We start from the raw sequence: 23079 nt of genomic DNA, 5'->3' as shown, positions 1-23079 counted from the left end.
CACCGTCGGTCGCGCAGCCGCTACCGAGATCGAAGCTGCTGCGACGTCAGTTGAACATCGGCGACGAAGCTCGCTTCTTTACGACTTGGCTCCGCCGTCCCCTGACGATGGGCGCCGTCTCACCCTCGTCGCGCCAACTGGGCGAGACAATGGCCTCCTATGTGCCAAACCCCATGAACTTCGAGGAGAGCTCAGCGGTCCTCGAACTCGGTCCCGGGACCGGCGTCGTCACCGAATGCCTCATCGAACGTGGCGTCCCGGAAAGTTCGCTCATTCTCGTTGAATATTCCGCTGAGTTCTGCGCTCTCCTGAGAAGGCGTTTTCCCCGAGCGACGGTCATTCAGGGCGACGCTTACGCGATTGCCGCCGATCTTAAGTCGATTTTGGTCGGAAGACGCCTCGAGGCCGTCGTCTCGGGTTTGCCGCTCCTGACGAAGCCTGATCAGATGCGCGAGGAGGTCGTGCGCCATCCGCTCAGCATCATGGCTGACGGCGCGCCTTTCATCCAGTTTTCGTATTCACTCACTCTACCGGTCAAGCCGGCCGCGGTCGAAGCGCGGGTCGAAACAAGCCCGTGGATCAAGCGAAATCTGCCGCCAGCCCGCGTCATCGTCTATCGGGCAGCCTGAGCGGTCTCATACCGCTGCCGCGGTACGTCCGACCTATGCGTTGGCCCTTGTCCCATGCAGCGCCGCAGCTAGAACGGGGAAAGCGGCTGGCATTGTGCCGCACTTGTCCGGTCAATCGGAAATGGATGTCGATATGGCAGACAATTCGAAAATTCTGGAACGGGACGCCAAGCATGGCGATTTCGGACCATTCCTGGCGAACTGGGTCCGCCACCCGATCTCGATGGGCGCGGTCGCCCCATCGAGCCGCGACTACTGCCGGACGATGGTCGAGCATTCCAGCGTAGATCTCGATGGTCCAATTCTCGAACTCGGTCCGGGTCTTGGAGCCGTCACACGCGCCATGCTCGAGCGGGGCATCGATCCTGGCCGAATCACATCCATCGAATTCGAGCAGAATTTTGCTTCGGCGCTGAAGAAGCGGTTTCCGGAGATCAATGTTATCCAGGGCGATGCCTTCGATCTCGATGAGACGCTGGGCGAGCGCAAGGACGAGAAGTTCGCGGCTATTCTTTTCGCCATTCCCATCACCTCGCAGAAGGCGAGTTGGCGTCAGGACCTTTTCCGCAACTATTTTGGACGCCTGCGCTCTGGCGGAAACATCACCCAGCTTTCCTATATGTGGAAGCCCCCAGTACCGGCGGTTCCGGGCATTTTCTCTGTTCACTCGAGCGATATCGTCTGGAACAACATACCGCCTGCGAGGGTCTGGATATATGAGCCCGATCTAGCCTTTTCGGAGATCGACGCTTGAATCCAAAGATCGCGATCGTCGCAGGATCCAGCCGGACCGGATCCTTCAACCGCCGGCTCGCAATGGAATTGGCCAGACATCTGGCAAAGACTGACGTCAAATTGACGATCCTCGACTTGGCCGATTATCCACTGCCCATCTACGACGCTGATACCGAAGACGAGAACGGTGTTCCAAATCATGCGCTCGACCTCGCCCGACAAATTGCAAGGCAGGACGGCCTCCTCCTGGTCTCGCCGGAGTACAATTCGTCAGTTCCACCGCTTCTGAAGAACGCGGTGGACTGGGTTAGTCGTGTCCGCCGCATCGACGATAGGCCGGTTTTGCCATTCAAGGGCCTCGTCGTCGGCCTCGCTTCCATCTCGACCGGTCAGAACGGGGGCATGAAGGGTCTGGAGGCTTGGCGTCCTATTTTGCGTTCGGTCGGCGCCGAGGTGATCACGGCCCAATGCTCTGTACCGCGAGCCCGGGAGGCCTTCGACGAAGAGGGTGCGCTCGCGGACGACCGGATCAGGATGCGTTTCGACGCGCTTCTGGAGTCGCTCGTCGACGTCAGCCGCAGTCTCGCGCGAACGATGGCGCAGGATTGAGTGGATCGGACCGGTTCAGGCCTCGATACGCTTCCTCAACTCTCCGGCGAAATGACTTGAGTCCCGGACCTTGAGCACCGGCTTGATCAGCACCGTTTCATCGCTCGCAGGATTTCCCGCCAAGCGGTCCAGCAGGGCGCCGGCCGCGCGGTGGCCGACCTCGGCCTGTCCGTTCGAAACCGTCGTTAGTGAAGGCATTGCGATCTTGGCCTCAGCGATGTCGTCATATCCGACCACGGCGACGTCGACCCCGGGGGTAAGGCCAGAGCGCGCAAGGCCGTACATGAAGCCGAGTGCAACCATATCGGAGAAACAGACGACTGCAGAAGGACGGTTGTTCATCTGAGCGAAGCTCTGGCCAGCCTCAAAGCCAGTGTCACGGCTGCGAGGGCCTTCGATGCGCCATTCGGGCTTCGGCTCGATCCCGGCCTTTCGGAGCGCGGAACGCCAACCTGCAGCCCGATCTCTCCCGGTCGAGGTAAGCGGCGTACCCCCCACCATCGCGATTTCCCGATGTCCTTCGGCGATTAGGTGGTCGACTGCGAGCGCCATGCCGAAGGCGTCGTCGCCGCGAAAGCCACAAACGCCGGATCCCTCGATTGTCCGAGCTATCAGTACGGTGGGCAAGTCGTTGCCTTCGGCCAGCCTGATGTCCTCGGCCGGCGTGCCGATAGCCGGTGAAAGGATCAGGCCGTCGGCGCCGAGCTGAAGTAACGTGTCGACGAAGGCCCTTTGCTTAGAGAGATCGTCGTAGTGGTTCGAGAGAATGAAGGTCTGGCGCCGCCGATCGAGCTCGTGTTCGACATATTTCAGAATCTCCCCGAAGAAGGGGTTCATCACGTCGTGAACGCAAACGCCGACGATCCCCGAACGCGAAGTGCGCAGGGACGCAGCCCGCCGGTTGTAGATGTAGCCGAGTTCTCGCGCCGCCGTTTTGATCCTGTCGCGCGTAATGTCGGCGACGAGAGGGCTGTCCCGCAAGGCAAGCGATACAGTCGCGGTCGAGACACCCAGTTCCTCCGCGATTGTCGATAATTTGACTTTTTGCGCCACCGGCCCTCGTCACGCTTCGGTCGTGTTCCCTCATCAATCTATGGCAAAAGCCGGCAGAAAGCGCAAAGCGGTGCCCATCTTTGGTGTTCGAGCGATCTGATCAGGTCTCTTCAGAAGTATTCTCGGGCATCAAGCCGAGATTGGTTTCGACCCGTTTCAACAGTTTCAAGAAGGTTTTCTGTTGCTTCTCGGAGAGACCTCGGAGAGCTGTACGGCGAAGCTGCTTCCTCAACGACTTCAGCTTCTTCGCCGCCATGCGCCCTTCAACCGTCAGAAATGCGCAGCTCTGACGCGTATCGCTCGAGGCGAGCCGCTTTTCGACGAAGCCTTGCGCCGAAAGGCGGGCGATCGTTTTCGTCACCGTCGGCGGGCGAACCGAGAGCAGGATCGCGAGATCCTTCAGCGTGATGCCTTCGTTCTCGCTGATCGCGGTCAGGACCGTATCCTGGCCTGGGTGAAGGCCGAGCGCTCCGAGTTCCTGCCCGCTCGCAGCCCGCATCGCCCGCGATGTCCGCGCCAGCTGGGCCATCACGTCCTTCTTGCCCTGCGCCATGCTGCCCTCTCATGCCCCTTGGTCTCTTGACCATGTGGAAAGGATCGCCTCTTGTCCACCGGGCCCGTGCACGAAGGAAAAGGTGCGAGGACGAGCCGCAATGCAGCGCTTTTTCGAAGACTGGACGACGGAGAAAATGGCCGAGGCGAGGGCTGACTTGCCCGGCGTGGTGCCGATCCTCCCTCTTGCGGCCATGGAGAGTCACGGCCCGCATCTTCCGCTTGGCACTGATGCGATTCTGGCGCGCGAAATGGTCTATCTTGTAGACGAGCGTGCCGACGATGACTGGCCCGGCGTGTTTCTCCCGGTCCAGAACTTCGGCGTCTCGACCGAGCACACCCATTTCGCCGGGACGATCGATCTTGGCTGGCGCACAATGGGTGAGACGATCTTCGCGATCGGACGGAGCCTCGAGCGCGCTGGCTTCACGAAGATGGCACTGGTCAACGCTCATGGCGGGAATGCCGCGATGATGGGGCAGATCTCCGTCGATCTGCGAGCGAAGACAGGCCTCCTCGCCGCCACCTGTTCTTGGCTGCGGTTCGGTTTTCCGGACGGCCTTCTGCCAGCAGGCGAGATATCAGACGGCATTCACGGTGGTGCCGTCGAGACCAGTCTCATGCTGCACTTCCGGCCGGATCTCGTCCATTTTGAGAGAATGGGCGTCTTCCATTCTCGGCAGGCCGAGATGCGTGAGGAAAACCGTTATCTCACCGCGCATGGGCGCCTCGGTTTCGGCTGGATGTCCGACGACCTCAACCCGGCCGGCGTCGTCGGCGATAGTTCGCTTGCCGAGCCCGAGATCGGCCGGGCGATCGCCGAGCATCAAGCGGACGCCTTTATAACCTTCATCGACGAGGTCGCGGCCTTCGACGTCGCGCGGCGGATCGGGGACCAGCCATGAGACGGATCGCTGGTGAAAGGACGCTGGAGGCCGCGCGCACGCTGGTCGCGTCGGCATTGGCGCAGCCGAACATCTATCCGCAGATTCGCTCCGATCTGATGGCGATCCGTAATCGGCTCGCACACGCGGATCAAATCGCCGAACTAGACGAGGCTCAGAGTGAACTGCTCGACGCTTATATCGGCCTCGCCCGCAGAGGGACACAACTCGCACCCTCCGACGATGCGGCTCTCGTTGAACTCGCGCGCCAACTGGCTTGAGATACCGAGAACGCTTTCGGCCGGCGCCGGTGCATGGGGCACCTGTTAAACGATCAACGGACTACTCCGAAGAGTGACGATGCCAATCTTCTCAGAACTTGAGATAGAGCCTTTTAGATAGCCTCCGTCTAACTTCGCACACAAAGCCGGCAACGACGATAACGGCAACAGACCATAGTATTCTTGGGAAAAGTTCGGAACCGAGCCATCGACACTCGGTTCGTGCATTCCGGATAGAACAAGCCTATATGCGCGCGGAAGCTGGAAGAAGGAGCCGTCCATGTCCGATGCCGTCAGCCAGAACGTCGCGACGCCTGCCACAGAAAACAACCCAATTCCCGTCACGGTCCTCACCGGCTATCTCGGCTCTGGCAAGACGACGCTCCTCAACCGCATTCTGTCGGAGGATCACGGTCGCAAATATGCGGTGATCGTCAACGAATTCGGCGAGATCGGCATCGACAACGATCTCATCGTCGAGAGCGATGAAGAGATCTACGAGATGAACAATGGCTGCGTCTGCTGCACCGTGCGCGGCGATCTGGTCCGCGTCGTCGAGGGCCTGACCCGGCGCAAGGGCCGCTTCGACGCGATCCTCGTAGAGACAACGGGGCTTGCCGATCCGGTGCCGGTCGCCCAGACCTTCTTCATGGACGAGGACGTGCGGGCGAAGACCGAACTCGACGCCGTCGTCGCCCTCGTCGACGCCAAGCATCTGCCGCTTCGCCTGAAAGATTCCCGCGAGGCCGAGGACCAGATCGCCTTTGCGGACGTCGTCCTTCTCAACAAGACCGACCTCGTATCAGCCGATGATCTCTCCAAGGTCGAGGCGACGATCCGGGCGATCAATCCCCATGCGGTCATCCACCGGACCGAGCGGGCCGGAATCGATCTCGCCAAGGTGCTCGGCCAGAAGGCCTTCGACCTGAAGAAGGTGCTCGACAGCGATCCGGACTTCCTCGAGGAAGCGAGCCATGCCCATGACGACCATGTCTGCGGGCCGGACTGCGATCACCAACATAACCACCATGATCATGACCACGATCACCATCACCATGCCCATGGCGAAGCGTCCGCAATCCACGACGTGACGGTGACCTCGATCTCGTTGAAGGCGGGCGAGCTCGACAGCAAGAAGTTCTTTCCCTGGATCCAGGCTCTGACCCAGGAGGAGGGGCCGAACATCCTGCGTCTCAAGGGCATCATCGCCTTCGACGGCGACCCGGATCGGTACGTCGTCCAGGGCGTCCACATGATCATCGAAGGCGACCACCAGCGAGCCTGGCGGGTCGACGAGAAGCGCGAGAGCCGTCTCGTCTTTATCGGGCGCAATCTCGACCGCGAAGAACTGGAGGCGGGCTTTGCCGCCTGCGCGGCGCGCGTGCGCGCTCACGCCGAGGCCTGACCCGCTTCATGCCGTCCATCGCCCCTTACGATCTCGGCGAGTTCGTCGAGCGCGCCGTCTTTCTCGGCGATGCGCCTGCTTTCGCGCTCGCCGACGGAACCGTCCACCTGCCGGCCGGCGGAGGCTCGGTGCTGACGGCCCATGACGGCGGGCTTCTGACGGCCTGCTTGGACGAATATTCGAACCGTCTTCTAACAGGCGGCGAAGATGGGCGCGTCGTGGCCGTGGACGCGAAGGGTGCGATGGGCGAAGTCGCCTCCATCGGCAAGAAGTGGGTTTCCGTCGTCGCCGGCGGACCCAGTGGCGCCGTCGGTTTCGCATCGGGACGGACAGCCTACACGTGGACCAATGACGGAAAGGTGCTGGAAAAGCAGTTTTCGCGGACTGTCGAGGGCATCGCCTTCGCGCCGAAGGGGCTGCGCTGCGCCGTCGCGCGTTATGACGGCGCCTCGCTCTTCTTCCCCGCCACCGATGCCGAACCGCTCTTTCTGGAATGGAAGGGCGCGCATCTCGGCGTCGCCTTCTCGCCGGACGGCAAGTTCCTCGTCACCACCATGCAGGAGAACGCGCTGCACGGCTGGCGCATCGCCGACGGCAAGCACATGCGCATGACCGGCTATCCGTCGAAAGTGAAGGACTGGTCGTGGTCGGCCAAGGGCAAGTTCCTCGCGACCACGGGGGCGCCGGCCGCGATTCTCTGGCCGTTCTCGGGCAAGGATGGGCCGATGGGCAAAGCGCCACTCGAGCTCGGTACGCGCGGAAACGTGATGGTGACGTCGGTCGCCTGCCACCCGAGCGAGGACATGTTGGCGATCGGCTATTCCGACGGCATGATCCTGGCGGTGCGCTTTCAGGATTCCAAGGAGGCGCTCCTGCGCCGGGGCGGCAAGGGGCCCCTACGCACCATGGCCTGGGACCGGCGCGGCCGGCTCCTGGCGTTTGGCTCGGAAGACGGGGAAGCCGGGGTCGTCGACATCGCCGGTTGAACTTGCGCAGCGACTTGGTTTGATCGGTCGTAACAATCGAGATCGGTAAGGATTTCGCCTTTATCTTCTTACCATGCGTCAAGCAAAGACGGTCAAAAAATCATTGTCTTACCCGAATGCATTCTTTGCGATCGGTTGCGTTGAAGGCAATGATCTTAAAACTTTAGACAGGGCTTGCCGATACCGTTCCGCTGAATTTCGCCCGCGATTGGCGGGAGGCAGCGTGAGATGGAAACATCGTGTTCAGAACAGAGGACAGGCGTGAAACGCCACTGATCGCTGCCGCTGGCGGCCTTTCATTCGGAGCGATGGCAATCCTCTGTGCCATGCTCGATAGCGGACGCTTCCTGCCCAGCGAACCGGCGTCGCCAAGCCAGTTACATGGGCTTATTTCGGGAGAGCGCACCGCCGGCCAACCGGAAGCCACGGTAGAACATCCGCCAACCGTAACGGGGCAGGGGAATCGCCCTGCACTTCAGAAAGCTGTGGCGCATCGAGAGACGGCTTTGCCGCCGATCACGGCCTCGCGGCTCGATACCAATCTGAAAATTCTGTTCTGGCTTGTCGCAGCGCTTTTGACCTGCGGTCTCGCATTGCTTGGTCTCTTGGCCGAAACCCGGCGAAAGGCGCGTAAGAGCGCGCTGACGGACGAATTGACGGGACTCCCGAACAGGCGGGCCTTCAGCGGCCATATCGAGCAGTATTTTCGTGACAGTGGAAGTAAGGCGGAGACTAAGGTCGCAATGCTTCTGTTCGATATCGACAACTTCAAACTCGTGAATGACGAACATGGCCACGAAGGCGGCGATCAGCTGCTCCGAGCCTTTTCCGAACGAATTCTGGAGGCCGTCGGTCCCGAATGCCTGTTCGCGCGCCTAGGGGGCGACGAGTTCGCCATCGCCATGTTTGGCGAAGAGGCGGAAGAACGGTCGCGCGAGATGGCAAGTCGCCTTTCAGTACTCAGCAAGAAGCCCTATGAATGCGCCGGTCGCACACTCGTTGCGACAAGCAGCATTGGCGGCGTTGCCTGCGGCGGCAATCTCGCCGATGTGCCAGCGATCATGCGTCGCGCAGATATCGCGCTCTACAATGCGAAGGAAAACAAGCGCAGCGCCGCTTGCTTCTACGACGAATCCATGGAGCTCGTCGTCACCAAGCGCGCTGCCCTGATGCGTGACCTGCGCCACGCCGTGGAGAAGGGCGAGCTGGTGCTGCACTTCCAGCCGATCGTCGATCTCGCCGATTCGAAACTCGTCTCCTTCGAGGCTCTTCTGCGGTGGCGCCATCCCTCCCGTGGCTTCGTGTCGCCCGGCGAGTTCATTCCGATCGCCGAGGAGAGTGGGCTCATTCTGCCGATCGGTCTCTGGGTGATCGAGGAGGCCTGCTCGGTTGCGGCGACATGGCCCGAGCATATCCGCTTTGCGATCAACCTGTCGCCGCGTCAGTTCAGCGACGAGCGGCTCATACCGACCGTTCTCGGTGCTCTCGAAAAGAATGGCGTGGGCCCGGCACGGCTGACCGTAGAGCTTACGGAGACCGCAATCATCGAGCACGACGGGAAGGCGCTTGCAGCGTTGCGGAAGCTCCGATCGGAGGGTGTAAAGATTGCTCTCGACGATTTCGGCACGGGCTTCGCGTCGCTGAGCTATCTGACCAAGTTTCCCTTCGACGTTGTGAAGATCGACCAGAGTTTCGTGCGTGAGGCGAGCCGGAACAACAACGCCGACGTGGTCATCTCCTCGATCTGCGATCTCGCGGCTCGTCTCGGCCTCGACACGGTGGCCGAGGGCATCGAGAGCCTCGATCACCTGGAACTCGTGCGCAAGGCCGGCTGTAATCGCGGTCAGGGCTATCTTTTCGGCCGCCCGGAACCGGCGATCGACTGCTCGACGCGCATCGCCGTCGAGACGCTGCGGGGTGTCAATGCTGGCGCGATCAAGCAGATCGACAGTGGAAAGGTAGCCTCGACGGGCTGAGCGGCGAAACCGAAGCAGTCTGCAGAACACAAAAGCGCCGCACGGCATTGAGCCGGAGCGCCGGATATGACATATCGCGCTGCAGCAAGCCTTGATACGACGCGGCAATCTTCGCCCGCGACACGAGGCACTTTTCCTGCCTCCAAGGATACGTCATGTCCCTTCCCACCACGAGCAAGCCGCTCGCGGACGCCTTGTCTCAGCGCGGCTATACCCAGCTCACCGACGTCCAGACCGCAGTCCTGGAAGAGCCCCTTGTCGAACGCGATCTCCTTGTGTCGGCTCAGACCGGTTCCGGCAAGACGATTGCATACGGTCTCGCGATGGCCGGGACGCTGCTTGGTGAGGCCGAGCGTTTCGGGCCAGCTGACGAGCCGGTCGCGCTGATCGTCGCGCCGACGCGCGAACTCGCCATGCAAGTGACCAACGAACTTGGGTGGCTCTATGCCGGCACGGGCGCCAAGCTGGCGACCCTCGTCGGCGGCATGGATCCACGCGCAGAGCGCCGCCGGCTTGGTGACGGCGTGCATATCGTCGTCGGCACGCCGGGCCGGTTACGAGATCACCTGACGCGCGGCGCCTTGCAGATCGGCAATCTGAAGACGCTCGTTCTCGACGAGGCTGACGAGATGCTCAATCTCGGTTTCCGCGAGGATCTGGAATTCCTGCTTCAGGCGACCCCGGCTGAACGCCGGACGCTCTTGTTCTCGGCGACCCTGCCGAAGCCGATCATCCAGATGACCCGCAACTACCAGCGCAACGCGCACCGGATCGAGATCGCGAAGGGCCAGAGTGGCCACGCCGATATCGAGTACCGCGCCGTGCGCATCGCACCGAACGAGGTCGAGCATGCGGTGACGAACGTGTTGCGTCATGCCGAACAGCCGAGCGCGATCGTCTTCTGCAACACGCGGGAAACGGTGCGCCATCTCTCCTCCGGGTTGATCGAGCGCGGCTTTGCTGCCGTCACGCTTTCGGGCGAACTCGGACAGGCCGAGCGAAATCAGGCGATCCAAGCTTTGCGTGATGGTCGGGCGCGTGTCTGCGTTGCGACCGATGTCGCCGCGCGCGGTCTAGACCTGCCGAGCCTTGGCCTCGTCATCCATGCTGATCTGCCGTCCGACGCCGAAACCCTGCAGCATCGCTCCGGGCGTACGGGCCGGGCAGGGCGCAAGGGCGTGTCAGTTCTTCTGGTGCCGATCTCGCGTCGTCGCAAGGCCGAGCGACTTCTCGCCGAAGCGCGGATCAATGCGGCCTGGGGCGCGGCGCCTTCCGCCGACGAAATCCGTCAGGCGGACGAAGCCCGTCTTGTAGCGGATCCCGTTCTTGCCGAACCGCCGAGCGAGGAGGATGCCGCGACTGCTGCGCGCTTGCTGGAAAGCCATTCGGCAGAAGCGCTCGCGGCCGCCTTCGTGCGCCAGTGGCGCGCACGTATGCCGTCGCCGGAAGACGTTTTCGATCCTAACTTCGGTCCCGATCCGAAGGGCGGGCGTTCCGCCGAGCGCGGAGAAGGGAAGCCGAAGAAGCATGAACGCGGCGGTCCGAGCGTCTGGTTCCACATGGATGTCGGCCGCAAGAACAACGCCGATCCCAAATGGCTGCTGCCGCTTCTGTGCCGCCGCGGCAAGATCACCCGCGACGACATCGGCGCGATCCGCATCTTCGACCGCGAGACCAAGTTCGAGATCTCCGAAAGCGTCGCCAAGCGCTTCGCCAGGGATGCCGAGGTGAGCGACGGTGACGACATCACCATCACCCTCGCGGACGCCGCACCCGGCCCCGACCGCAAGGGCGGGAAGGGACCGAAACCCGGCGGCAAGCCGAAATTCAAGAAGGATTTCAGCAGCGGCGCGCCCTCACGCGGCAAGCCGCGCCAGTCGAAGCCGAAGGGAGCCAAGGCGCGGGCCGGCAAGGGCTGAAGATTCGCCGGTCACCTTCATGGCGATTGTCCAACCTTCGCTTGAATGAAGGCACCGATAACTAACCTATGAAGGAAGCGAAGGATCAATCCTTTTCGCTGGCGGGCAATTCGACGGCCGAGCATTGAAGAAAACGCGCGGTGTTATGCTGAAGTTCGGCCCAGCGGTGAATGAATATTCGAGGATAGTCCATCTGAACATCGAGACCGCCACCTCGGAAGTATTGACTACACATCGGTTTTTTCGTCTGCGGCGCTTTCGGTGAGGTGCATCGAATGGTCGAATCCACTTCGTCGGTAGCGTTGTAAGCGACGAACAAATCTTCCTCGGGAAATCTCGAAACCGATGAGAATTCGGTGTCCAGCCACGTCAATCCGGCAGGGCTCAGCTGGCCAGGCGGGAGGTCAGTCAGCCGCGTTGTTCGATCCCGAGGCGTGGCGAAGTTGAGCGCCCAACTCTCGGGCCCATTGTCGTCCCCAGCCACGAAATTCATGTAGTTGTCGCGGCCGCTCCGCAGCCTTTCACTCGTCTGCTTGCGCGTGACCGGGGTGAAATCGTCCATGTCCACACGGAAGAGCTGGGCGTAATCCTCGAAGCCGCCGCGCTTGTCCCAGTAGTCCTCCCAATACTGCACAGGCACGCGAAGCCCGACCCGCCTGTTTTCCTTCCGCATCACGATGATATTCGTGGCGTAGTCCGCATCCGGTGTGAACGCAAAGCAGGGGTCTATCTCCGTCGGAAGTGCGGGCAACGAGCCGCACAGAATGGCGGCTATGACAAGAATGCACCTGGAGATCTTGCTCATTGCGCAACCCTCTCCCGCTCGCTTTTCGGCGGACCTGTCAGAGCGCCGCCGAGCGAATGCCCAGTGCGCACGATGGTCTCGGCGACCGATGGATCGATCACGCCATTGGCGTCCCGGCTGATCTCCTCCAGAAAGCGGGTCGAAAAGGCGAACTGTTCGGCTTTCTGGCGCCACTCTGTCGCCTCGCGACCCGGAGTGAGATTGCTGAAAAACTCCGAGAATGAAATCAGGACAGCGTGGGTCATGGCTGAATTATCCGTTGGGAAACGAGGACAGGCAGACTGTGTCACGCAACCATAACGGATATAACGAAAGCCTAAATACAGATGCGGGGTTTGACCTTCTTTTCGGAAGAAAGGCATTGGAGCCGATCCAGCCAAATATGGATCAATTGACGCTGGTGATTTACAGGCGGGACAGAAGCTCCGCCTTCTTGGCCGCGAACTCTTCCTCGGTGAGGATGCCTTCGTTCTTCAGTTCGGCGAGGCCGCGCAGGAGGGCGAGCGGATCGCCGGTCGGTTTTTCAGCGCTGGTGGGCGTTGAAGGCGTCGATGCCTGCACCGACGCCGATACGGGTGGCTCCGGGGTGATCGAGTCCAAACCACGCGCCGCAGGCGACACGTCCGATGCCGCTGGTTTTTCCGCGCCGATCGCGGGCTCGGGATCGAACTGAGTGGTTCGGGGAGCGCCCCGAGCTGCAGTCTCTTCGACGGGTGCCCGGAAGGGCGGGAACGAAGAACCCTGGCTCTGGGACTGGAAGCTTCCGACTGCCGCCGCTTGCGCCGACGAGGTTTGCGACTGTCGACCTGACTCCCGCGTTGTACTTTGGTAAGGGTGCTCGGCGGTCGCCCCTTCAGTGTTGTTCGCGTCCTCGACCGGGCCGCAATCGACTATCTCGAGATCACCCGGCTCTACCGATCCGAGTTGGCTGGAAAAACGCAGCGTGGAGGTTCCGCTTTGCTGCTGAGAGACGCCGCCGATCCGGTGTTCGCCGGTATCGTAGATTGTCACCCTGCCACCGGTCTCAACCGCGAGTCGCGCCGTACCTGGGAAGACGGCATAACGAATTCCATTCTGTGCTCCGCTGGAAGAGGGCTGTCCCAGTTCTTCCGGCCACCAATGGTTGGTCGCCCCAAAGCCTCGTGCGGTGCGCATCGGCAGATCGCCACGAGCAAGCGAGGCCGAGACAATGTCGGCGAGGGCGCCAACTCGGCCCTTCAGCGCGTTGTTGAACATGTCGCCGATCATCAGCATACCGCCGGCCGACCATTGGCCGAAACCACCGAGTTCGAAATGGTTGAACTGGGCCATCGTACCGTTGCCGGCGCGTAGCGCTTCGGCCATGGCGCGCACGGCGTCCTCCGAGAAACCAGTCGAGGAAGAGATGCGGGCGATCTCCCGAGTGTCGTCCATGACGATATCCTGTTTTAGAAGGAAAGCGGCCGACAAGCGTATAGGCTCGCAGGACCAAGTGCGCGGAGCGCCAAATAAAGATGGGGTCTTGTCTTCGTTCTTCCATCGGCAATCGCTCGCCGAATGCTTCGCCTCAGTCGCCGAGGGTCGCGTCCATCGCGCAGACGAGGCCGTCCGGGCGATAATGCAGTTCGAGTTCTCCTCCGAACTCGGCAGCGAGCGACTGCTTGATCAGACGCGAGCCGAAGCCGCGCCTTTCGGGTTCCTTCACCGGCGGCCCGCCGCTTTCACGCCATTCGAAGCTCATGCCCTGGCCGTCCGGCCGGCGTGACTTCAGAGTCCAGCGGATCTCGACTTTGCCGTCCTCGTTGGACAGGGCGCCGTACTTGGTCGCGTTGGTCGCAAGTTCGTGCAGGGCGAGCGAGAGGGCAAGGGCCTGTCGCGCAGTCAGCATGATCTGCGGGCCGCTCCAGACCAGCCTCTCGGCCCTGCCGGGATGATGAATGACGAGCGTGCGCTCGACCACTTCGGCTATGGGGGCGGAAGTCCAACTCGTCTCGACTAGAATATCGTGAGCCTTTGAGAGGGCAGCGATGCGGCCGGTGAAAGCCTCCAACCCGTCCTCTGTGTTGGTAGCCCGGCGGATCGTTTGATTGGCAATGGCCGTAACCATTGCGAGTGTGTTCTTGACCCGGTGCTGTAGCTCGCGTGTGAGCAGGGACTGACGCTCCTCTGCGAGCTTTTCCTCCGTGATGTCGCGGACTGCGCCGACGAAACGAACGGTCTTGCCGTTTTCGATTAACGTCTGACCCTTTGCCTGCACATGGCGTACGACGCCATCTTCCAGTCCTACGGTTCGGTAGACGATGTCGTAGTCGGCTGCCTTGTTCGGATCGAGCGTCGCGTCGACGGCCGCAGTCACACGTTCGCGATCTTCTGGATGAACGCCGTTGACGAAAGTGTCGTCATAAGTGACGTTTTCGCCTCCAAAGATACCGAACATCGCCCGGCATCGCGCATCCCAGATGAGTTTGCCGTTCACGATGTCATAGTCGAACGTGCCGATCTCGGCGGCCTCGTGTGCCAACCTCAAGCGGGTTTCTGTTTCGACAAGCGCCAGTTCGGCTCGTCGCCGACGTGTGTAGGTCCAGGCTCGCGAGAGGATTTCGCGGATGAAGGCGATGTCGTCTGACGACCATGGGCGCGGCCGATCGTCGTGGACGTAGAAGATCATCTTCAACTCGCCGCGCTCGATCACCGTAATGTTGACGAGCGAGCGGACCGAGATTTCAGCGAAGCGTTCGGCATGGGCAGCCGTGCGGGTGTCGGTAGCCATGTCGTTGATGGTGACGAGGCCACCGCCGAGGGCGAAGCGGAATTCCTCGCCGAATTTCTCAAGATCGAAATCGCCTCTCAAGGCTTCGACGTCGTCTGCGGTCCATTCGTTGACGATCGTCGCCGTCCGGCCGTCCCTGCTGACGCTCGCATAGCCGACGCGGGACACGTCGAGCGTCTCGCCGAGAATCCTCAGCGCGTTCATCGCATACTCGTTCGGCTCCATCTCCTTAAGGAGGTCGTCGCCAAGGCGCAGAAGCCCCGCTTGACGCAGCGTGCGCTCCTTCTCCGCCGTGATGTCGACGATGGCGCCCGGGAATCGAACAGGCTTCTTGTTCTCGTCGAGGAAACAGCGCCCACGGCAAAAGATCCAGCGCAGCCGGCCATCGGCGTCGATTGTGCGATATTCCTCGATGAACGGCTCGCCGGTCTCGCACGCACTGCGAATCTTCTCCGTCACACGCTCACGGTCGTCCGGATGGATACCCTCGACGAAGGCTTCCAGAGAAGCCCCGATTTCGGCCGTTTCGGGTGGAAGGCCGAACACGGACGCGAAGCGGATGTCTGCCCAAATGATATCGCTCTCGACGTCCCAGTCGAATGTGCCGACGATGGCCGAGGCGTCGAGAGCGAGTTGCAATCGTTCGCGACTGGTCTTCAATTCCTTCTCTGCCAAGATCTCGCGGGTCCGGTCGCGAAGAATCTTGATATACCCGACTGCTTCGTCGTCATCGTCGTAAAGCGGCATCATTTCGCTGGAGGCGAAGAAGCGCGAGCCGTTGGCCTTCATGTGCCAGCGCTGATCGCGCGCCTGGCCATCGGTGAGCGAAAGGCGCATTTCCTTCAGGTGAATGCCGTTCTGGACATCGCCGGGCGTGAAGATGGTTTCGATCGGCCGCCCAACGATCTGGAGCTCCGACCAGCCGAGAATCTCTTCGGCGGCTTCGTTCCAGGTGGTGATCGTGCCATCGAGATCAGTGGCTATTATCGCGTAGTCGACAGCACTCTCGACGATCATCCTGTAGACGTCTTCCGAGCCGCGCATGGCTCGTCTGATCGGCTTCCGATCGCGGTCATGTTCACGGCTCTCGCGTCGTGCTGCACCGAGCTCAGATTCGGCACGCGATAGTCGCAGACGCAGATCCTCGTTCTCAGCTTGCAGCGAGACAAGACGGTGGTCCTGCGTCAGAATCATTGTCCCCCGCATCCGTGGCGTGAGCCCATCGGTTGTTGCCCGAAGGCACGACGCCCAATCAGACACAACCATTTGATAGCATATCTTGCGATAGGCAAGAGAGTAAGGCTAGGCGCGGTGTTTGCTGTTGCCTTCCAAACACTTAAGCGGCAGCAGAGATTGCCTCGCTCGACCCTAAATCATTGCCACTTCTGGATGCGTCGATCTCGTCGCAAAGTGCGCCGGTCGGCCGGATCAGGCCGGCCGCGCCGCGAAGGGTATTCGCGATGAGTTCGAGCGCCAGAAGCCGGCGGGGCTCGAATGGTCCGGGCATTGCGAGTCCTGTCGTTTGGGCCGCGGAGAAGCCGAACCGGGCGTAATATTCCGGATCGCCAACGAGGACGATCGCGCCATGGCCGGCTACCTTCGCGGTTGCAACCGCGTGGCGGACTAGCGCACCACCAACGCCGAGACCCTGCGCTGTCGGCTCGACTGCCAGCGGGCCAAGCAGCAGCGCGGAGACCGCCTCGCCGTCGCACTGGCCGGCTGCGATGTGCCACAGGCGAAGCGTTCCAAGCAGTGCGCCGTCCGGAGCCGTAGCGGAGAAAGCAAGCCCTTCGGCCGGCCGACGATTGCGGCGGATCGCTTCGGACGATTTGCGCGTCCGGCCCGGCCCCATAGCCCGGTCGAGCAGCGTCTCGCGAGCAGGGACATGCGCGGGCGTCTCGGAGACGATGGCAAACGCGGCCGGCGTCGAAGCAGGGAGGAGGGTGATCGCCGGAACGCCAAGTGCAGCTGGCCAGACCGGGGAGGCGGGCAAATCGGTGAACGGAACTTGAAGCATAACGGACCACCTTCATAACAGGCGGTTAAGGGGAGCCGTCCTTTCGAGAAGCGGCGCGCGGGCAGAAGGAGCCGGCGCACCGTTCGCGCCGGATCAGTGGCTTCGTCGTCGAAGCAGGGAGGCTCTCACCGGTCTCATACGGCCCCTTAGATCACGTAGCTCGCCAACGGCTCGAAGCCGTTGAAGGCGACCGAGGCATAGGTCGTCGTGTAGGCGCCCGTGCCCTCGATCAGCACTTCGTCGCCGATCGTCAGTGCGAGCGGCAGCGGATAGGGCTTCTTCTCGTAGAGGACGTCGGCAGAATCGCAGGTCGGGCCGGCGAGGACGCAGGGCTCGGTCGCACCGCCGTCGTGGCGTGTGCGGATCGGATAGCGGATCGCCTCGTCCATCGTCTCGGCGAGACCGCCGAACTTGCCGATGTCGAGATAGACCCAGCGGTTCTCGTCGGTGTCCGACTTCTTCGAGACGAGGACCACCTCGGCCTTGATGACGCCGGCATCGCCGACCATGCCGCGGCCCGGCTCGATGATCGTTTCGGGCAGGCGGTTGCCGAAGTGCTTCTTGAGGCTCTCGAAGATCGCGTGGCCGTAGGCCTGCGCGGTCGGGACATCCTTCAGGTAGCGGGTCGGGAAGCCGCCGCCCATGTTGACGAGCGTCAGGTTGATGCCGCGGCGCTCCAGCGCCTCGAAGACGAACTTGGCATCGCCGATTGCCGCATCCCAGGCGTTCGTATCGGTCTGCTGAGAGCCGACATGGAAGGAGATTCCGGTGGCGCGAAGACCGAGGTCGCGAGCATGGGTGAGGACGTCGATCGCCATCGCCGGCATGCAGCCGAACTTGCGGCTGAGCGGCCATTCGGCACCCTCGCCGTCGGTGAGGACGCGGCAGAACACCCTGGCGGCCGGGGCGGCGCGCGCCACCTTCTCGACCTCTTCGATGCAATCGACTGCGAAGAGCGAGACGCCGAGAGCGTCAGCTGCGGCGACGTCGCGCTCCTTCTTGATCGTGTTGCCGAATGAGATGCGGTCGGGACCAACGCCAGCGGCAAGCGCCATCTTGATCTCGGCGACTGAGGCGCAGTCGAAGTTCGAGCCGAGCGAGGCGAGCAGCTTAAGGATTTCGGGTGCGGGATTGGCCTTCACCGCGTAGAAGATCGCAGAGTCCGGCAGCGCCTTGCGGAAGGCGTTGAAGTTCTCCTTGACGACGTCGAGATCAACGACGAGGCAGGGGCCTTCGACCGGGTTGGTGGCGAGGAAGTCGGTGATGCGCTGTGAGGCCATGGTGGCTCTCCCATAAACCAGTCAGCCCGATGTTGATCGGGCAGGTCGACGAGGAGCGAAACGCGAACATACCATTCCGGTTCAGGCGCGACGCCCTGGCCGGATAGGAATCGCTCGCGCGACGCGATGGGTCCGAAAACGGCACGACTCGTGCACCGGCTCCGGGTATCGGTCTGCCATGGATTAGAGGGCTTGAACCCGCCGCACTTCAGGCAAGGAAGGTGTGCCTCTTCAGTATTCCCGGTTTTGGACACCGGGAGAGACCAGAAAGGCCCGAACCGTCGTTGCTTCAAGCGTCCTCGGTTGTCGCGCGGCTCGCGAAACCGACTGGGTGTGTTACGTCCAGGTACCGTCCCGGTTCATCCTCGCTATCGTGAGGACCGGGGGACGCCCATCGGCACGTGCGACATTGGGCAGGGAATGAAATAGAGACGGTATCTGTCATACGCAAGACAAAAATCGGCTTGTACCGAAATTTTGGGATCGAGTTGATTTCAGTGGCAAAAGCGCCATAGCCACACGGGACTGCAAGCAAAGGACGATCGCATGGATACGTTGACCCGAATGCGCGCTTTCATGGCCGTCGTCGAGAACGAAGGCTTCTCCGCGGCGGCGCGCAAGACCGGGCGTTCCAAGGCGCTTCTGTCCAAATACGTGCGTGAACTCGAGGACGAGATCGGCGTCCTCTTGATCAACCGAACGACGCGGCAGGTGGCCCTTACGGCGGCAGGCGAGGTCTACATGACCCGCGCGGGCCAGTTGCTGAATGATATCGAGAGCCTAAACGACGCCGCGCGTGAGGCGACCGGCGAGGCCAAGGGTATGATTCGCGTGAGCGCCGCGCGCACCTTCGGCGATGCCCATCTCGGCCACAGCCTGGTCGATTTCGCGGTTGATCATCCCGACATCAGCCTCGATATCCATCTCGACGACGGGTTCGTCGATCTCGTCAACGAGGGATTCGACGTTGCCATCCGCATGACGAGACTCGCGGATTCGGCGCTCATCGCCCGGCGCCTCGCTTCTCTCGATTTCTGCATCGTCGCCAGCCCCGAACTGCTCAAGCGTCTCGGCAAGCCGAGCCATCCCTCGCAGGTGACGAACTATCCCGTAGTGATCGACTCCAATGCCCGGATCTTCACCTCGTGGCAATTCAGGGACCCCGAGACCGGTCAGTCGCTTCCGGTGCAGGTGTCGGGACAATTTACTGCGAACAGCCCGGTGACCGTCCGCGCGGCAGCGCTGGCCGGTCTCGGCCTCGCTCTGTCCCCGTCATTCGTCGTCAAGAACGACGTAAGAGAGGGGCGGCTCGTCAAGCTGTTCGAGGAGTATATGGAGAGCGAGGCCGGCATCTACGCCGTCTTTCCCCATCGGCGCCACCTGCCTGCCCGCGTGCGCCTCTTCGTCGACTACCTCGCCGCCTGGTTCAAGAAGCACGATCTTGAACTGACCAAGGAAGATTGAGTAACCCCGAGCCCAAGCCGTTTTTCCGGCTCCCTGGCTCCATCTGCCCCCCTTCGATCAGGACGTTCCCATGGCCTCTCTCGACAGTGTCTTGACCTGTATCGACCTTAATCTCGATCAGTCGCTCGGCCGGCTTTTCGAACTCTTACGCATTCCGTCGATTTCGACCGATCCCAAATACAGGAGTGAATGCCGAAGAGCGGCCGACTACTTGGCCGGCGATCTGGCCGCGATCGGGTTCGAGGCATCCGTTCGCGACACGAACGGCCATCCCATGGTCCTCGCTCGGCACGAGGGACCGGAAGGCGCGCCGCATGTCCTCTTCTATGGCCACTACGATGTTCAGCCGGTCGATCCGATCGAGCTCTGGAACTCCGATCCTTTCGAACCTGTGGTAACGGAGGGGCCCGATGGCGCCAAGCGGATCGTTGCGCGCGGTGCTGCGGACGACAAGGGCCAGTTGATGACCTTCGTCGAGGCCTGTCGTGCATATAAAGCGGAGACTGGCGGCCTGCCCTGCGGCGTCACGATTCTCTTCGAGGGGGAAGAGGAATCCGGATCTCCCTCGCTGCTGCCCTTCCTCGAAGGGCACAAGGACGAGTTGAAGGCCGACGCTGCGCTCGTTTGCGACACCAACATGTGGGACCGCGAAACGCCTGCCATCTCGACCGGGCTACGTGGGCTGGTCGGCGAGGAGGTTGTGATCAAGGCGGCGAGCCGTGATCTCCATTCTGGCTATTATGGGGGCGCGGCCGCAAACCCACTGCATGTCCTTTCGCGCATTCTTGGCGCGCTGCATGACGAGACTGGCCGGGTGACGATCCCTGATTTCTACGAAGGCGTCGACGAGGTACCAGCCGACGTGAAGGCACAGTGGGACGAGCTCAATTTCTCCGAAGAAGATTTTCTCGGCGATGTGGGGCTTTGGCTTGCGGCCGGGGAGAAAGGCCGCTCGGTGCTGGAGCAGACCTGGTCACGCCCAACGGCAGAGGTGAATGGGATTATCGGCGGGTATACCGGCGCAGGCTTCAAGACCGTCATCCCGGCAGAAGCCCGTGCGAAGGTCTCGTTTCGCCTCGTTTTCCAGCAGGATCCGGAGAAGCTGCGCGAGAATTTCCGCCGTTTCGTGCGCGAGCGCTTGCCGGCCGACTGCAGCGCCGAGTTCCACCCGCATGGCGGATCGCCCGCGATCCAGCTTCCCTTCGACAGCCCCTGGATCGCTGCTGCAAGCGAGGCCCTCTCCGAAGAATGGCCGAACAAGGCCGCGATGATCGGCATGGGCGGTTCGATCCCGATTGCCGGTGAGTTCAAGAACCAACTCGGCATGGAAACGCTCCTCGTCGGATTCGGCAATGGCGACGATGCTATCCACTCGCCGAACGAGAAGTACGAGATGACCTCTTTTCATAAAGGCCAACGATCTTGGGCCCGGATCATCGAGCGGATCGGGAGGGGAGTCGCGGCTTAGGACGCCAACACTTCCCGCACCGCCATATCGGGGTGTGGCCGGCGGCCTTGCCATTGTTTCGGATAACCAAACGACACCTCTTCAAAGGCGACGCCGTCGACGCATCTCGAAGACGGAATGTGGATGTGGCCGGATATGACGGCCTTTGCGCGATAACGCCAGTGCCAGTCATCGGTGAGCCTGGTGCCGCACCAGACGGAGAAGCGGGGAATGCGTGGGGTGGAAGCAACGTCCTCTCGGAGCGGCCAATGGTTGACGAGGACCGTCGGGTAGTTGCCAGTCAATGTATCGAGGCGTGTCCTGGTCGCGGCGTAGCGCGCGTGGCACCACTCGGTTCGCGAAGCGTAAGGGTGCGGCGACAGAAAGAATTCGTCAGAACAGAGAACCCCGCTCTGCCGCGCCCAGTCGATCGCGTCTTCGAAGGCGATCTCCGGGGGGCGGAAGGAATAATCGTAGAGCATGAAAAGCGGGCAGATCCGGACCGTCCCGCTTTCGAGTTCGATGACTGGATAGTCGTCCTCGGGGGTCAGCACGCCGTATTCTCGGCAGAGCGCGATCAACTCCTCGTATCGAGCGACGCCGCGGACCGTAGCGGTGCCTGGTCGGGTCCAGAGTTCGTGGTTTCCCGGTACCCAGACGAGCTGTGCGAACTTTTCGGCGAAATGCTCGAAGGCGAAGCGGATATGCTCGTTCTTTTCCGCAACGTCGCCGGCAAGGATTAACCAGTCGTCGGGACGCGCCGCGATCTCGGCAATCGCTTCCCGGTTGGCCCGATGGCCGAGATGGAGGTCGGACAGCGCGAACAGCCTCACAAGACCGCATCCGCGACATTGGGGGCGATGGCTCGCGGGGCTGCGCCGAGCGGTTCGGTCTCGAAGAAGCGGCTCGGCGGGGACCCTGCCGGGACTGCGAGCGCCAGCCGGTGGCCGTCGTCGATCCAGCGTCGTTCGAAGCGCCAGCGCGACGGCTCATCCTCGATCGCCCCAGTGAACGAAATCGAAGGCGGGTTTAGCGAACAATCGAAGAAGAAGCCGTCGAGCGGCAGAGAGAGCCCCATGCCGCGCGCCTTGATGTAGGCTTCCTTCAGCGTCCACAATGCGAAGAAGCGTTCGGTCCGGTCGATCTCACCGGTACCAGCATCGATCCAGTCAGCCTCGCCTTCGGTAAAGAAGCGCCGAGCGACATCACGTTCCGGCGCGCCCCGCGCGATCGTCTCGACATCGACCCCGATGTCTTCCATCCCGCCGACGACGAGGGCGACGAGACCGCGCGTGTGGGAGAGATTGAAGAAGAGTGGCGCGGGCGCCGTTGCCATCGCCGACCAGTCGATTGCTGGCCTGCCATAGGCGTTCAGAGCAAACCGCCAGTCTTCTGGGGCGATGTCGGGTCTGAGCGCACTCAGACGTGTGCGCAGGAGCGCGCGGCCGACGAGAAATTCTTCGCGCGCACTGTTTACTCGAAAGCGTTCATGTCTGGCAGCTTCGCCGGCATCTAGGAGAGACGGGTAGGCGGCCAGCCGATCGGCCGGAAGGTTCTCGATCGGGACGAGGTGCACCTCGCTGGTCCTGACGGAGTCTCGGGCGTCTACGAAATCAGTCATGTGTCGCGGGGGTGGTGTCCAGTGGATCGGCACGGCGGCGCGGACGCCATGTGCCTGCTTTTCGTCCGGCGACCACCCAGTAGGTGAGGGCAAAGACGATCCCGGAGATCACGATCGCCGCCTGGATCGAGCCACTCGGCGCGGGGTCTCCATAGGCGAGGATGATGATCGCGACCGAGCCGGCAATGCCGGCCGCAATGTGGAGAACCAGCGAGGACAGCCCGAGGATCTCGCTCACCGCCATGAAGACCGCCCAAGGGATCAGCAGCGTTGAGCCTATCTGCGCACTCTGCGCCCAGAAGGCGACCGCCGAATGCACGTAGACCACCGGGCTGAACGCGTTCTCTACATCGGTCAACCCAAGATAGGGCCAAAGGACTGTAAAGGCACTCGTCAGGCAAGCTGTCACGAAGGCGACGGGAATAACAAAGATGAAGCGGAAGACCGTTGCCATGGACCGGCGGACTCTGAGCGGTTCAAGGATGAAAGGGAGTCGGGCTGGAATGCAATTGTCAACAAACGACGAACCGACACAATGAGGACGAGCAGCGTTTCATTGATAGCAACGTAAGCACTCACGCTGTGATTTCGATGTTGGTTCGTAGCTTCAGACAAACTAACGCAGCGCCTGACCTTCAAAGGCCGGACTTTGGGCAACTTAGAGAAC

Annotated in this window: 22 protein-coding genes; 11 read left to right on the top strand and 11 right to left on the bottom strand. The window is 61.8% G+C overall.

Annotation, left to right across the window (positions count from 1 at the left end; genetic code table 11):
- Positions 1-50: 50 nt before the first annotated feature.
- The 3 genes from FP2506_RS09665 (at position 51) to FP2506_RS09655 (ending at position 1973) form a co-directional block, all read left to right on the top strand.
- A complete protein-coding gene (locus tag FP2506_RS09665) occupies positions 51-629 on the top strand; it encodes a class I SAM-dependent methyltransferase (protein ID WP_007067280.1) in 579 nt (192 codons plus the stop codon).
- Positions 630-762: 133 nt separating this feature from the next.
- Complete coding sequence (locus FP2506_RS09660; protein ID WP_040489682.1) at positions 763-1383, top strand: class I SAM-dependent methyltransferase; 621 nt, start codon at positions 763-765, stop codon at positions 1381-1383.
- The gene (locus FP2506_RS09655) at positions 1380-1973 is read left to right on the top strand and encodes an NADPH-dependent FMN reductase (RefSeq protein WP_007067278.1); all 594 of its coding nucleotides are present in this window, start codon (positions 1380-1382) and stop codon (positions 1971-1973) included. Before FP2506_RS09660 ends, FP2506_RS09655 begins: the two co-directional genes overlap by 4 nt.
- A 15-nt stretch (positions 1974-1988) precedes the next feature.
- Here the strand turns inward: FP2506_RS09655 and FP2506_RS09650 are convergent, their stop codons facing one another.
- Both FP2506_RS09650 and FP2506_RS09645 read right to left on the bottom strand, forming a co-directional pair.
- Positions 1989-3026: a LacI family DNA-binding transcriptional regulator gene (locus FP2506_RS09650; RefSeq protein ID WP_007067277.1), complete on the bottom strand. Its 1038-nt coding sequence runs from the start codon at positions 3024-3026 to the stop codon at positions 1989-1991.
- 100 nt (positions 3027-3126) lie between these two features.
- Entirely contained in the window at positions 3127-3579 is a 453-nt protein-coding gene (locus tag FP2506_RS09645) for a MarR family winged helix-turn-helix transcriptional regulator (protein ID WP_007067276.1), read from the bottom strand.
- 100 nt (positions 3580-3679) lie between these two features.
- Here FP2506_RS09645 and FP2506_RS09640 point away from each other — a divergent pair, with 100 nt between their 5' ends.
- From FP2506_RS09640 to FP2506_RS09615, 6 genes are all read left to right on the top strand, one after another.
- A complete protein-coding gene (locus tag FP2506_RS09640; protein ID WP_007067275.1) occupies positions 3680-4483 on the top strand; it encodes a creatininase family protein in 804 nt (267 codons plus the stop codon).
- A complete protein-coding gene (locus FP2506_RS09635; RefSeq protein ID WP_007067274.1) occupies positions 4480-4743 on the top strand; it encodes a hypothetical protein in 264 nt (87 codons plus the stop codon). The genes FP2506_RS09640 and FP2506_RS09635 overlap by 4 nt, the downstream gene beginning before the upstream one ends.
- A gap of 280 nt (positions 4744-5023) precedes the next feature.
- Complete coding sequence (locus tag FP2506_RS09630; protein WP_007067273.1) at positions 5024-6148, top strand: CobW family GTP-binding protein; 1125 nt, start codon at positions 5024-5026, stop codon at positions 6146-6148.
- A gap of 8 nt (positions 6149-6156) precedes the next feature.
- Entirely contained in the window at positions 6157-7134 is a 978-nt protein-coding gene (locus FP2506_RS09625; protein WP_007067272.1) for a WD40 repeat domain-containing protein, read from the top strand.
- Positions 7135-7373: 239 nt separating this feature from the next.
- Complete coding sequence (locus FP2506_RS09620) at positions 7374-9110, top strand: putative bifunctional diguanylate cyclase/phosphodiesterase (protein WP_081448309.1); 1737 nt, start codon at positions 7374-7376, stop codon at positions 9108-9110.
- Between the two features lie 155 nt (positions 9111-9265).
- Positions 9266-11029 carry a DEAD/DEAH box helicase gene (locus FP2506_RS09615; protein WP_007067270.1) on the top strand — a complete coding sequence of 588 codons (1764 nt, stop codon included), beginning with the start codon at positions 9266-9268 and terminating at the stop codon, positions 11027-11029.
- A gap of 85 nt (positions 11030-11114) precedes the next feature.
- Here the strand turns inward: FP2506_RS09615 and FP2506_RS09610 are convergent, their stop codons facing one another.
- The 6 genes from FP2506_RS09610 to FP2506_RS09585 all read right to left on the bottom strand — a co-directional run bounded on the left by FP2506_RS09610 (position 11115) and on the right by FP2506_RS09585 (position 17880).
- Positions 11115-11834, bottom strand: a complete 720-nt coding sequence (locus tag FP2506_RS09610) for a hypothetical protein (protein ID WP_007067269.1) — start codon at positions 11832-11834, stop codon at positions 11115-11117.
- Positions 11831-12079: a hypothetical protein gene (locus FP2506_RS09605; protein WP_007067268.1), complete on the bottom strand. Its 249-nt coding sequence runs from the start codon at positions 12077-12079 to the stop codon at positions 11831-11833. Before FP2506_RS09605 ends, FP2506_RS09610 begins: the two co-directional genes overlap by 4 nt.
- A gap of 160 nt (positions 12080-12239) precedes the next feature.
- Positions 12240-13247, bottom strand: coding sequence for an SHOCT domain-containing protein (locus tag FP2506_RS19180; protein ID WP_007067267.1), 1008 nt, complete (start codon positions 13245-13247; stop codon positions 12240-12242).
- Positions 13248-13380: 133 nt separating this feature from the next.
- Positions 13381-15777, bottom strand: coding sequence for a PAS domain-containing sensor histidine kinase (locus tag FP2506_RS09595; RefSeq protein WP_007067266.1), 2397 nt, complete (start codon positions 15775-15777; stop codon positions 13381-13383).
- Between the two features lie 142 nt (positions 15778-15919).
- On the bottom strand, positions 15920-16600 hold the full coding sequence (locus tag FP2506_RS09590; RefSeq protein WP_007067265.1) for a GNAT family N-acetyltransferase: 681 nt from the start codon (positions 16598-16600) through the stop codon (positions 15920-15922).
- A 146-nt stretch (positions 16601-16746) separates the two neighbouring features.
- Positions 16747-17880 carry a type III PLP-dependent enzyme gene (locus tag FP2506_RS09585; protein WP_007067264.1) on the bottom strand — a complete coding sequence of 378 codons (1134 nt, stop codon included), beginning with the start codon at positions 17878-17880 and terminating at the stop codon, positions 16747-16749.
- 546 nt (positions 17881-18426) lie between these two features.
- On the opposite strand from FP2506_RS09585, the gene FP2506_RS09580 reads away from it, so the two are divergent.
- Positions 18427-19344, top strand: a complete 918-nt coding sequence (locus FP2506_RS09580; RefSeq protein WP_040489073.1) for a LysR family transcriptional regulator — start codon at positions 18427-18429, stop codon at positions 19342-19344.
- 70 nt (positions 19345-19414) lie between these two features.
- A complete protein-coding gene (locus FP2506_RS09575) occupies positions 19415-20812 on the top strand; it encodes a M20/M25/M40 family metallo-hydrolase (RefSeq protein WP_007067262.1) in 1398 nt (465 codons plus the stop codon).
- Here the strand turns inward: FP2506_RS09575 and FP2506_RS09570 are convergent.
- From FP2506_RS09570 to FP2506_RS09560, 3 genes are read right to left on the bottom strand one after another with little or no spacing between them, the layout of a single operon-like run.
- Entirely contained in the window at positions 20809-21624 is an 816-nt protein-coding gene (locus tag FP2506_RS09570; protein WP_007067261.1) for a metallophosphoesterase family protein, read from the bottom strand. The genes FP2506_RS09575 and FP2506_RS09570 overlap by 4 nt on opposite strands.
- A complete protein-coding gene (locus FP2506_RS19350) occupies positions 21621-22412 on the bottom strand; it encodes a 4'-phosphopantetheinyl transferase family protein (RefSeq protein WP_050765061.1) in 792 nt (263 codons plus the stop codon). The genes FP2506_RS09570 and FP2506_RS19350 overlap by 4 nt, the downstream gene beginning before the upstream one ends.
- Positions 22405-22866, bottom strand: coding sequence for a hypothetical protein (locus FP2506_RS09560; protein ID WP_007067259.1), 462 nt, complete (start codon positions 22864-22866; stop codon positions 22405-22407). Before FP2506_RS09560 ends, FP2506_RS19350 begins: the two co-directional genes overlap by 8 nt.
- Positions 22867-23079 lie beyond the last annotated feature (213 nt).

Origin of the sequence: Fulvimarina pelagi HTCC2506, assembly GCF_000153705.1 — a bacterium.
Lineage (GTDB): Bacteria > Pseudomonadota > Alphaproteobacteria > Rhizobiales > Rhizobiaceae > Fulvimarina > Fulvimarina pelagi.
The sequence above is the reverse complement of the archived record's forward strand: the minus strand, read 5'-3'. Positions and strand labels throughout refer to the sequence as shown.

What these genes read in the sequence shown, in the direction of transcription:
- FP2506_RS09660 (WP_040489682.1), top strand. Translation starts at nt 763, where the DNA reads ATGGCAGACAATTCGAAAATTCTGGAACGGGACGCCAAGCATGGCGAT.
- FP2506_RS09645 (WP_007067276.1), bottom strand. Translation starts at nt 3,579, where the DNA reads ATGGCGCAGGGCAAGAAGGACGTGATGGCCCAGCTGGCGCGGACATCG.
- FP2506_RS09640 (WP_007067275.1), top strand. Translation starts at nt 3,680, where the DNA reads ATGCAGCGCTTTTTCGAAGACTGGACGACGGAGAAAATGGCCGAGGCG.
- FP2506_RS09635 (WP_007067274.1), top strand. Translation starts at nt 4,480, where the DNA reads ATGAGACGGATCGCTGGTGAAAGGACGCTGGAGGCCGCGCGCACGCTG.
- FP2506_RS09630 (WP_007067273.1), top strand. Translation starts at nt 5,024, where the DNA reads ATGTCCGATGCCGTCAGCCAGAACGTCGCGACGCCTGCCACAGAAAAC.
- FP2506_RS09625 (WP_007067272.1), top strand. Translation starts at nt 6,157, where the DNA reads ATGCCGTCCATCGCCCCTTACGATCTCGGCGAGTTCGTCGAGCGCGCC.
- FP2506_RS09615 (WP_007067270.1), top strand. Translation starts at nt 9,266, where the DNA reads ATGTCCCTTCCCACCACGAGCAAGCCGCTCGCGGACGCCTTGTCTCAG.
- FP2506_RS09610 (WP_007067269.1), bottom strand. Translation starts at nt 11,834, where the DNA reads ATGAGCAAGATCTCCAGGTGCATTCTTGTCATAGCCGCCATTCTGTGC.
- FP2506_RS09605 (WP_007067268.1), bottom strand. Translation starts at nt 12,079, where the DNA reads ATGACCCACGCTGTCCTGATTTCATTCTCGGAGTTTTTCAGCAATCTC.
- FP2506_RS19180 (WP_007067267.1), bottom strand. Translation starts at nt 13,247, where the DNA reads ATGGACGACACTCGGGAGATCGCCCGCATCTCTTCCTCGACTGGTTTC.
- FP2506_RS09595 (WP_007067266.1), bottom strand. Translation starts at nt 15,777, where the DNA reads ATGATTCTGACGCAGGACCACCGTCTTGTCTCGCTGCAAGCTGAGAAC.
- FP2506_RS09590 (WP_007067265.1), bottom strand. Translation starts at nt 16,600, where the DNA reads ATGCTTCAAGTTCCGTTCACCGATTTGCCCGCCTCCCCGGTCTGGCCA.
- FP2506_RS09585 (WP_007067264.1), bottom strand. Translation starts at nt 17,880, where the DNA reads ATGGCCTCACAGCGCATCACCGACTTCCTCGCCACCAACCCGGTCGAA.
- FP2506_RS09580 (WP_040489073.1), top strand. Translation starts at nt 18,427, where the DNA reads ATGGATACGTTGACCCGAATGCGCGCTTTCATGGCCGTCGTCGAGAAC.
- FP2506_RS09575 (WP_007067262.1), top strand. Translation starts at nt 19,415, where the DNA reads ATGGCCTCTCTCGACAGTGTCTTGACCTGTATCGACCTTAATCTCGAT.
- FP2506_RS19350 (WP_050765061.1), bottom strand. Translation starts at nt 22,412, where the DNA reads ATGACTGATTTCGTAGACGCCCGAGACTCCGTCAGGACCAGCGAGGTG.
- FP2506_RS09560 (WP_007067259.1), bottom strand. Translation starts at nt 22,866, where the DNA reads ATGGCAACGGTCTTCCGCTTCATCTTTGTTATTCCCGTCGCCTTCGTG.